The following is a 10,215-nucleotide window of genomic DNA, read 5'->3' on the forward strand; positions in this document are numbered from 1 at the left end:
CGCTCAGAACTGCCAGGCCAGGTTCAGGCTGCCTGCGTTCTGGCGGTTGCTGCCGCCGAATTGGCCGTTGTAGGCCACGCCGACGGTGGTCGACTTGGCCAGCCGCATGTCGACGCCCAGCCCGATGACGGCCGCGTCCTGCGCCAGCGGTGCGCCGGCGACCGTGAAAGGCACGCTGTCGGCGAACGCCAGCGTGGTGGCGGGCTCCAGGCTGCCGAAGGCGTGGCGCCAGCCGGCCATGGCGTGCACGCGGCCCGGCATGCCGGCGGAGTCGAAGCGCGCCTCGCCGCGCAAGCCGAGCGTGGTGGTGGTGATGGCGCTGCGCTGGCTGGCGCCGTCCAGCGCGGCCGAGCCGCCCGATTCCGAGAAGCCGCGCGTGCGCAGGTTGCTGTAGTTGATGCCCGCGAACGGCTGCAGCGCGATGCGCTCGTTCAAAGGCACGCGAAAACCCAGCTCGGAGAACACCTGCGCGGTGCCGCCGCGGTAATCGGCCTTCAGCGTCTGGTTCAGCCCGGCGGCGCCGGTGTCGCGGCGCGTGGCGATGTCGTGCCAGGTGTAGGCGGCGCCGGCCGTCCATTCGATCTGCCCCGGCCCGGCCTGGAACGCCTTGCCGCCATAAAGCGTGGCGCTGTAGCTGTCGACGTCGGTGGTCGACGCGCGGTCGTGCAGCGAGGCATGGCTGCCGGTGTAGCCGACGGCGCCGCCCAGGCGCCAGCCGCCGCCTGCCGCAAAGTCTCCTCCCACGAACAGGCCGCCGTCGGCATCGCTCACCCGCCCGGCACTGCCGTTGCCGCCCAGCGTGCGCCAGTTGCCGAACACCTGGGCCCATAGCGGTTGCGCGGCAGACCGCGGCAAGGCCGCGCCGTCGCCCGCGGTGGCGCCGCCCGTCTCGCGCTGCGCGGTCGGCGCGCCGGGCAGGCGACCGGCGTACAGGTTGGCTCGCAGGTGGTCCACGGGCAGGCTGGCCACGGTGTCACCTATGCCGCGCAGCAGCGCGGTGGTGCTGGCATGCACTTCGCCCGACAGGGCGTCGAAGGCAGCCGGGGGCGCCCCCACCGGCAGGTTCAGGACCCGCGCGTACACCGCATTGTCTTGCGGCAGGGTCTGTACGGCATTGGCAACGGCGCGCTGGTTGCGCGTCTGCGCGGCGTCGGCAAAGCGGATCGGCCGGGTGCCGCCGCCATTGCCACCGGTGCCGCCGGAGCCGCCCTCGCCGCCGTTGCCCTCATTGCCGCCATTGCCCGCCCCCGGGTCGCCGGGCACCTGCTTGAGCGGCATCCGCAGCGTGACGGCGTTCGCGTCATAGCGCAGTTGCGGCTCCAGAAAGGCGTATTGGCTCGCGACGCTCTGGAAACTGCCGGTCACGCCGCCCGCCGCCGTGACGATCACGTAGTCGCGCGACGTGCTGAAATTGCCGTCCGGCCCGACGTGTACGACCGATCCGCCCAGGGTGGCCGTGCCGCCGACGGCAAGCCGGTCGCTGGCCGACGAGCCGGACTCGACATCGACCAGGTACACCGACCCCGGCGCCAGCGTGAGGTTGCCCGTCACCGTCAGCGTGCCCAGGGGATTGCCCGGCGCCACCCTGCCGCCGGCCGCCACGACGAGGCTGCCCACCGTGCCCTGCCCGCCCAGGATGGCGCCGTTGCCCACGGTCACGGCGCCGGGCAGGACCGCGCCCGCATGGGTCGCGTCGCCCACCACCACCCTGCCCGCCTGGATGTCGAAAGCGCCGGAATATGAGCTGACCCCATTCAAGATCAGCGCGGCCGCGCCCGTCTTGCGCAGCGCGCCGCTACCGCCAAGCGCGCCCAGCAGCGTCAGGGGCTGCTGCGTCTCCAGCGTGCCGCCTCCCGCTTGCACCTCGAACGACCGCGTGGCCACGACCGCCGCCGTGTTGCGCAGCACGCCGCCATCGAAGGTCACGGTGCCAGCCGGGCCGCCCAGCGCGGCATCCGAGCCGATCGCCAGCGTGCCGCCTGACAGGGTCCACGATGTGATCTGGCTCGTGCCGCCCGTCAAGGTCCACAGGCTGGCGCCGGTTTTTTGCAGGTTTTCAAAGCCTTGGTACGCGCGGCCGCTGCCGACGGCCCCCAGTTGGCCGGCGTCGAAGGTGGTGGTGGCATCGGTCGTGTCGCCGCCCAACGCCAGCACGTCGCCCGAGGGGCCGCCGCCGCTGCTGCTGACGACGTTGCCGATGATGAGGGACCCGGCCTCGAGCGTCAGGCGATTGCCGCCGCCGCTGAACGCCACGGCGTTGGCGCGTCCGCCAAAGCTGTCCTGGCCGGCGGACAGCGTGCCGCGGTTGGTGACCTGCACGCCGCCCTGTCCGATCACCGCCGCGCCGCCGCTGCCCGTGGGAAAGTTCGAGGTCGATCCGCCATTGCCGCCCTGGATGCTGCCGGCGTTGACCAGCGACCCGCCGGTATTGATGAAGCGCACGCCGGCGCCGCCCGGGCCGGCCAGGGCCGAGGTGCCGAACGATGACCCGCCCCGGCCGCCCGAGATCTGGGCGCCCGCCGCATTGGTGACGGCGGTGCCATTGGCGACGACCCCGTCGCCGCCCGTGCCGCCATCGCTGCCCGCGCCCGCGGCGGCGCCGACGATGGTGGCCAGGTTGGTGATCGTGCCGCGGTTGGCGAGTACGCCCGCACCGCCGCTGCCGCCCGTGGCATTACTGGAATTGCCCCCGGATCCGCCCTGGACGATGCCCGCATTGTTGAACAGGGTGCCGCCGTCGAAGAGGAAGACGCCCGCGCCTCCCGATCCCCCTCCTGCGGCAATGCCCCCGTCAGCCGCACCGCCCGAGCCGCCCACGATGGCCGAGCCGGTATTCCGGATGGTGCCGCCGCCCACCAGCACCAGCGCGGCACCGCCGCCCCCGCCGCCGCCGCCCGCAAGCGTGCCGGCGGCACCGCTGCCGCCGCCGATCGATTGGCCTGCCGTTTCGAGCGCGGCGCCCGATGCCGTCAGCACCAGCCCCCCCTGGCCGCCGCCACCGCCGCCGCCCCCTGCGCCGAACCCTTTCTCTTCGCCACTCAGGCCCGTCGTGCCAAACACGCCGCTGGACAATACCGTGTTGGGAGCGCTGTTCAGATTGCCGTTGCCGAAGGGCGTGATGCTATCGCCCCCGCGCCCGCCCGGGCCCCCCAGGGATCCGGCGCCGCCGCCCCCGCTCCCGGCCGAAGTCAGGGCCGGGCCCTGGACAAAGCCGCCCATGCCGCCCGCCGCCGAGCCGGAGTTTTCGCCATTCAGACCGGCGGTGGCCGAGGTCGACAGCGTCGCGCCAGCCCCCCCGTCACCGCCATTGACGCGCGTGGTCGGCATGACGCCCCCCTGACCGCCACCGCCGCCACCGCCCCCGCCCGCCAGGCCCCCGGCGCCGCCCGCCCCGCCGTTGCCATTGCTGAAGTCGGCGCCCTTGCCCCCCTGGCCGCCGCCGCTGGTGATGTCGCCCGGCGCCCCCAGCGCAGGCCAGGGCGGCAGCGTCGAGAGGATGGCGGTGGTCAATGCCAGGCGGTGGATACAGGTTTTTTTCATATCGCGCGAGCGTAGGGGGTGTCGCGCGGGTGGGTCCGCGGGTACCCATTGGACGAGGTGCGGTTGCCTGCCCCGGTGCACGCGAATGCGCGCGCCGCCGCGGTCGCCAAGCCGCTGGCGATTTTAAAAGCGGCACGCAAAAATGGCGAATTGTTTCAATCGCGCGGTCGCGGCCGCGCCAGGCGCCCCGTCAGGCGCAGAGATACGCCGTCAACTGCGCCATCATGGCGTCGCAGGCATCGATCTGCGCCAGCTCGACGTATTCGTCGGCCTTGTGCGCCACGTCGATGCTGCCCGGGCCGCAGACCAGCACCGCGGTCTGGGTCCACAGCTGACCGAACAGGCCGCCTTCGGTACCGAAGGCCACCTTGGTGCACGCCGTGCCGGCGGGCAGCATCGAGGCCAGCAGGCGTACCGCCGGCGCATCGTCCGGCACCGACAGGCCGGGATAGCTGTTGCCCGCCTCGATCTCGGGCGGTGCGGCGTCGGGCAAGGCATGGTGGGCGCGCATCCGCGCCTGGGTACGGGCCCGCACCCGCTCCAGGATCTGCCCGGGATCGTCCTGCGCGATGTTGCGGATCTCGAAGCTCACTTCGCAATCGGCCGGCACGATGTTCAGCGCCGTGCCGCCATGGATGGTGCCCGCGTGAACGGTCGAATAGGGAATGGCGTAGCCGGGCTCGCGCGGGCCGGCCTCGGCCAATTCGCGCTGCACGTCGCGCAGCGCATCGACCAGGTCGGCCGCGGTGTGGATGGCGTTGACGAAACGCGGCGCCAGCCCCGAATGCCCGGCCTGGCCGCAGCAGCGGGCGCGATAGGCGGCCTTGCCCTTGTGGCCGGTGCCGATCTGCATCAGCGTGGGCTCGCCCACCACGCACAGCAAGGGCTGCGGCTGCATGTCTTGCAGTGCGCGCAGCAGATGCCGCACGCCGACGCAGCCGATTTCCTCGTCGAACGACAGGGCCAGCAGCAGCGGCCGCTTCAACGGCTGCTGTGCGGCACGCACCAGGGCCATCACCGCGCACGCGACGAACCCCTTCATGTCGGCGGCGCCGCGGCCGTACAGGCGGCCGTCGCGCTCGGTGGCCTGGAACGGCGGCGTGGTCCAGGGTTGGCCCTGCACCGGCACCACGTCGGTATGCCCCGACAGCAAGATGCCCGCCTCGTCGCGCGGGCCGACGCTGGCAAACAGGTTGCAGCGGCTGGCATCCTGCGGATCGGGCACGCGCCACGACTCGACGCCCGCCAGCGCCAGCACCTCCTGCACGCGGTCCATCAGGCCGGCATTGGGCGTCAGGGTGACGGACGGAAACGCGATCAGTTCGCGCAGCAGCGCCAGGCTGCCTGAAGGAAGGGAACGGGGCATGGAGGACTCAGGATGCGGTCCCGGGGGGACCGGACATGTAGGGGTCGAAGAAACTGGCCGCGCTCATGCCCGGAATGTACTGGTCCGAAATATAGGCGCGGCAGCGCTGCATGAAGGCCTGGGTCAGGCGCGACGGCTTCATCGGCCGGTACGTCGCCAGCCCCAGCAGCATCGGCCGCTGCTCGCCGGCCAGGCGCAGGCGCACCAGCCGCTTGCCGTCCAGCGACTGGGTCGACTTGGGGCGCACGTTGAACAGCGCGTAGCCGATGCCGTTGGCAACCATCGAACGCACCACGTCTTCGGAACGCGACCGGGCCACGATGTTGGGCTGCAGGCCGGCCTTGGCGAACAGCGACAGGAAGTACTCGCGGCTCATCGGCAGGTCCAGCAGCACCATCGGCAGCTGCGCCAGCTCGTCCAGCGTGACGGCGATCTGCTGGGCCAGCGGATGCAGCTCGCTCACCAGCACGTGCGGCGGCATGTGCGCCAGCGTCTCGAAGCTGATCTCGTCGCCCAGTTGCAGGTCGTAGGTGATGGCCACGTCGATCTCGAGCAGGTGCAGGCGGTTGATGAGTTCCTGCTGGTCGCCTTCGGCCATGTGCAGCTCGACCTTCTCGAACGCCCGCGAAAACCCGAAGATGACCTCGGGCGCGATCATGGCGGCCAACGGCTGGAAGCACCCCACGCGCAGCACGCCCTGGATGGTGTCGTGGGAATCGGACGCGATCTCGTACAGTTTCGAGGCGCGTTCGAGCAGGTCTTCGCATTCCTGCATGACTTGCTGGCCCAGCGGCGTCAGGGCCAGTCCCTTGGACGGATGGCGCACGAACAGCTGCACGCCCAGCTCGGTCTCGATGTGGGCGATGGCGGCCGAGATCGACGGCGGCGAGATATGGATCTGGGCGGACGCCGCGGCAATGCTGCCGTGCTTGGCGGTCGCCACGAAATATTCCATCTGGCGCAGGGAAATGCGATTGAGCATGGTCCAACTTGAGGAAACGGGGTCGTAAGGCCGGCCGGCGCGGGCAAGGGTCTGGCAAAGTATCCCCTTGCCGCGCAACGCCGGGCAAGGCTTTCCTCAGGGAACGTCCATGGCGGCGCTCACAGATCGCCCGGCACGCCGAAGCTGGGCGCCTCGCGGGGGTCCCGGGCGCGGGCCAGATAGGCGTCGATCTGCGGTGCGTAGATGCCCCAGGCCGCATACAGCGCCTGCACCGGGCCGTCTTCGACCCAGTCCATCCGCAGGTCGACCATCGGCCAATCCAGGTCCTGGCACACCAGCAACCCGGCCGAATGCACGGGCCCGGCTTCGCCGCCGGCCGCCTCGCCCGCCAGCAAGGCCAGCATCAGCCGTTCGGCCAGCGGCCCCTCGGCGCGCTCGAATGCCGCCAGCATCGCGGCCGGCACGGCTTGCGAGGCCAGCATGTTGCCGGCGCAGGCGGCGTGCTCGCCCGCCGCGCTGGCCAGCGTGCCCAACGCACTGGCGCCCGTGAAAACGGCGGGCGGATGGACGGCATCGATGGCCATCAATTGCCGGTAGTCGATGAACGGCCGTTGCCGCAGGGCCGCCAGCGCCTGGGCCGGCGTGTGCCCGGCTGCCATCGCATCCAGAGCCAGGGGCCCCAGCGCGGGGTCGGTGATGTTCTGGCTGACCGTCGCCCCCACGCCGGCGCGAACGCGCACGCAGCGCGCCGCCACCGCGGGCGAGGACGACGACACGGCGGCGCCGAACTGGCCGGTCGCCGGACAACGGGCAATGATCGAGAAGGTCATGGCAGGCCTCGTGAAAGTCAGTCGGCAATGACGGCGGTGGCGTCGATCTCGACCAGCCATTCGGGCCGGGCCAGCGCCGAGACCACGATGCCGGTCGACACCGGAAACACGCCCTTGAGCCAGCGGCCCACCACCCGGTAGACCGCCTCGCGGTAGCGCGGGTCGACCAGGTAGATGGTGATCTTGCAGATGTCCTGCACGTCGCCGCCCGCTTCCTTGAGCAGCATGGCGATGTTGGCCATGGCCTGTTCGGCCTGGCCCGCGGCGTCGCCGATGCAGACGCTTTCAGAGGTATCCAGGTTCTGGCCGATCTGGCCGCGCAGGAAGACCGTGCTGCCCCGGGCGACCACGGCCTGGCACAGGTCGTTGTCCAGGTTCTGTTCCGGGTACGTGACTTTGGTGTTGAAGGGGCGGATGCGCTTGTGTTTCATGACTCTTCTGCAGAAGGGGCCGACGGGCGGCGCCGCGTGATGGCAAACCCGCGAGGCGGGCCGGGACTCCATCTTCGGATCGGGCGGCGCGCGCCGCCTATTTGTTTTTTCCGGGGGGCGGTCTCGGAAATTCCGACCCGGCCACCCGCCTCGCGGGTTTACGCGGCGCCTCAGGAATTGCGAGCCAGGCCTAAGGAAAAGGCGACTTGGCCCGCGCCGCCCCCCTCTTCCATCATCTGGGCTCCAGTCGGCGGCGTTCGGCGGATACAAAACACTCAAGGGGTTTGCAATGCTTCGACAACTTACCGTAGCCGGTCTTTTTTCCACCGTGCTGATGGCCAACGTGGCCTGGGCCGAAGATGCGCTCGTGGTCAGCACCTGGGGCGGCAGTTTCCGCGACCTGATCGACGAGAACATCGGCAAGGAATTCACCCGGCAGACGGGCGTGCCGGTCAAATACGTCACCGGCGGCACCATCGACCGGCTGAACAAGGCCAAGCTGGCCAAGACGCCCGAAAGCGACATCACGTTCACCACCTCGCACATCGGCTGGCTGTACGTCGACGGCGGCCTGTTCGAAAAGCTCGACACCGCCAAGGTGCCCAACTACGCCAACCTGGTGGCTCGCGCCAAGGTCAGCCCCTACCACGTGGGCAGCTGGGCCTACGTCTACACCATCGGCTACCGCCCCGACCTGGTGCCGAAAGACATCACGTTCAGCAGCTGGAACGACCTGTGGAACCCGGCGCTCAAGGCCAAGCTGTCGGCGCCGGACTTCGACCCCAGCCACATCATCACCGTGGCGGCCCTGCTGTCGGGCGGCGATGCCGCCACCTGGGAAAAAGGGACGGACAAGCTCAAGGCCCTGAAGCCCAATTTCAAGGCGTTCTACACCAACGACGCCAACAGCCAGCAGTTGATCTCGACCGGTGAAACGCCCGTGGAAATCCTGCTGTCGATGAACGCCTACTACATGATCGGCCAGGGCGTGCCGATCAAGGTCGCGATGCCCAAGGAAGGCGCGGTGCTCGGCATCGATACCATGGGCATCATGAAAGGCAGCGCCAAGACCGACCTGGCCTACAAATTCATGAACATCGCGCTCTCGCCCGAGGTGCAGTCCAAGATCGTCGCCTACAAGAAAGCCAGCCCGGTCGTCACCAACGCCCAGGTCTCGGCCGAAGACGCCGCCTTGCCCGGCGTCTTCACCACCCAGGAACAGTGGGACAAACAGGCCATCGTCATCGATGACAAGCTGCGCGCCGAAAAGACGGCCACCTGGCGCAAGTGGTTCACCGAAAACCTGATGAACTGATGGCCGGGCCCGCCATGACTACCCGCTCCGGCCTGAGGGGATGGCTGATTTCGCCCGCGGGCTTCATTGCCCTGTGCATCGTCGTGGCCATGGCCGCGGTGCTGCAGTTCAGCGTGCGCACCTTCATCCCCGGTTCGATGGCGGTGGGCGGACTGACGCTGGAGAACTTCTCGGGCCTGAGCGGGCCGGTCTACCTGACGGCCTTCGCCAACACGCTGCTGCTCAGTATCGAGACCACCGTGTTCTCGCTGCTGGCGGCCTACCCGCTGGCCTACGCCCTGGTGCGCGTGCGCAACCGCCTGCTGAAATCGTCCATCCTCATCATCTCGATCACGCCGCTGTTCCTGGGCGAGATCGTGCGCACCTATTCGTGGATCATCGTGCTGGGCAACAACGGCTTCATCAATACGGTGCTGCGCAAGCTGGGCCTGATCGAGCAGCCGCTGGGCCTGATGTTCACCCACCTGGGCGTCCTGATCGCCCTGGTGCACGTGACCATTCCCGTGGTGGTGCTGATGCTGGCCACCGCCATTTCCCACATCGACCGCGACTACGAAAAAGCCGCCCAGAGCCTGGGCGCCGGACCCGTGCGCACCTTCCTGACGGTGACGCTGCCGCTGTCCATGCCCGGCATCATCGCCAGCATCACGACCGCCTTCGCCTGGACGTTCAGCGCCTTCGCCACCCCGCAGATGATCGGCGGCGGCCGCGTGCCCACCGTCTCCACCCTGGTCTATCAGCTGGGATTCTCGTCGATGAACTTTCCGCTGGCCGCCAGCCTGAGCATCTCCGGCCTGGCCTTGACGGTCCTGGCGCTGGTCTTGCTGGGCCGCGCCACCCGCCGCCTCAAAGCCCTGGGAGCCCACTGACATGGCCCACAGACTTCCCCTGTCCCTGCGCCTGGGCGCGCCGCTGCTGGTCGCCGCGCTGCTGGCCTTCGTCCTGCTGCCCGTCGTCGTCGTGACGCTGGCCTCGTTCAACGACAAGGCCTTGCTCAGCTTTCCGCCCGAGCAGTGGTCGTTGCGCTGGTTCCAGCGGGTGTTCACCTATCCGGACTTCCAGCAGGGCTTTCGCGCCAGCCTGGTGGTGGTGGGGTGGGCCTCGTCCCTGGCGCTGGTCATCGGCACCGCGCTGGCCATTGCCGTCAAGCGCATGGGCTTTCCAGGCAAGGACCTGTTGCAGGCGGTTCTCCTGTCGCCGCTGGTGATCCCGCACTTCACGCTGGGGCTGGGCCTGTTGATCCTGGTTGCCCAGCTGGACATGGACCGGGGCTACGGCCTGGTGATCCTGTGCCACGTGATGCTGGTGCTGCCCTTCGTCATGCGCAGCGTCTACGTGTCGATGGAGAACATCGACGAACGCCTGGAACAGGCCGCGGCCAGCCTGGGCGCCTCGCCGCTGAAGGTGCTGCTTACGGTGACCGTGCCGCTGCTGGCGCCGGGGCTGTTCGGCGGCTGGCTGTTCGCCGCCATCATGTCGTTCAGCGAATTCACCGCGTCCCTGTTCGTGACGACGCAGGCGACCCAGACGCTGCCGGTAGCCATGTACAACTACGTGCGCGAATTCGCCGACCCGACGCTGGCCGCGCTGTCGGTGGTCTACATCGCCGTGACCGCCAGCCTGCTGGCCTTTGCCAACTACTTCCTGGGGCTGGGCCGCATCCTGAACATCGAAGACACGCGCTGACGTGCGATGGCCCAGGCCACGCAAGGCGGGGCGGGGTTTTCCTCTTTGTCTTTTAACACTCTCCCGGCCCACGAGACCTGTTTGTCCATTTCTGATGCCGCCTT

8 protein-coding genes are annotated in these 10,215 nt (G+C 69.3%); 3 read left to right on the top strand and 5 right to left on the bottom strand.

The window, feature by feature from the left end:
• Nucleotides 1-3: 3 nt before the first annotated feature.
• From AC6LJ2_RS03935 to AC6LJ2_RS03955, 5 genes are all read right to left on the bottom strand, one after another.
• On the bottom strand, nt 4-3,540 hold the full coding sequence (locus AC6LJ2_RS03935) for an autotransporter domain-containing protein (RefSeq protein ID WP_498150842.1): 3,537 nt from the start codon (nt 3,538-3,540) through the stop codon (nt 4-6).
• A gap of 190 nt (nt 3,541-3,730) precedes the next feature.
• The gene (argE, locus tag AC6LJ2_RS03940) at nt 3,731-4,906 is read right to left on the bottom strand and encodes an acetylornithine deacetylase (protein ID WP_498150843.1); all 1,176 of its coding nucleotides are present in this window, start codon (nt 4,904-4,906) and stop codon (nt 3,731-3,733) included.
• 7 nt (nt 4,907-4,913) lie between these two features.
• Complete coding sequence (locus AC6LJ2_RS03945) at nt 4,914-5,888, bottom strand: LysR substrate-binding domain-containing protein (protein ID WP_263913351.1); 975 nt, start codon at nt 5,886-5,888, stop codon at nt 4,914-4,916.
• Nucleotides 5,889-6,007: 119 nt separating this feature from the next.
• Nucleotides 6,008-6,679, bottom strand: a complete 672-nt coding sequence (locus tag AC6LJ2_RS03950; protein ID WP_498150844.1) for a DUF1028 domain-containing protein — start codon at nt 6,677-6,679, stop codon at nt 6,008-6,010.
• A gap of 17 nt (nt 6,680-6,696) precedes the next feature.
• On the bottom strand, nt 6,697-7,110 hold the full coding sequence (locus AC6LJ2_RS03955; protein ID WP_263913353.1) for a RidA family protein: 414 nt from the start codon (nt 7,108-7,110) through the stop codon (nt 6,697-6,699).
• A gap of 289 nt (nt 7,111-7,399) precedes the next feature.
• Here AC6LJ2_RS03955 and AC6LJ2_RS03960 point away from each other — a divergent pair, with 289 nt between their 5' ends.
• The 3 genes from AC6LJ2_RS03960 to AC6LJ2_RS03970 are packed head-to-tail and all read left to right on the top strand — an operon-like array spanning nt 7,400 to nt 10,111.
• Nucleotides 7,400-8,425 carry an ABC transporter substrate-binding protein gene (locus tag AC6LJ2_RS03960; RefSeq protein WP_498150845.1) on the top strand — a complete coding sequence of 342 codons (1,026 nt, stop codon included), beginning with the start codon at nt 7,400-7,402 and terminating at the stop codon, nt 8,423-8,425.
• Between the two features lie 14 nt (nt 8,426-8,439).
• Nucleotides 8,440-9,294 (top strand): ABC transporter permease, encoded by an 855-nt coding sequence (locus AC6LJ2_RS03965; protein WP_498150846.1) that lies wholly within the window; start codon nt 8,440-8,442, stop codon nt 9,292-9,294.
• A gap of 1 nt (nt 9,295) precedes the next feature.
• Nucleotides 9,296-10,111: an ABC transporter permease gene (locus AC6LJ2_RS03970; RefSeq protein WP_263913356.1), complete on the top strand. Its 816-nt coding sequence runs from the start codon at nt 9,296-9,298 to the stop codon at nt 10,109-10,111.
• The last annotated feature ends 104 nt before the right edge of the window (nt 10,112-10,215 follow it).

The organism is Achromobacter sp. 1014246743 (assembly GCF_059760725.1).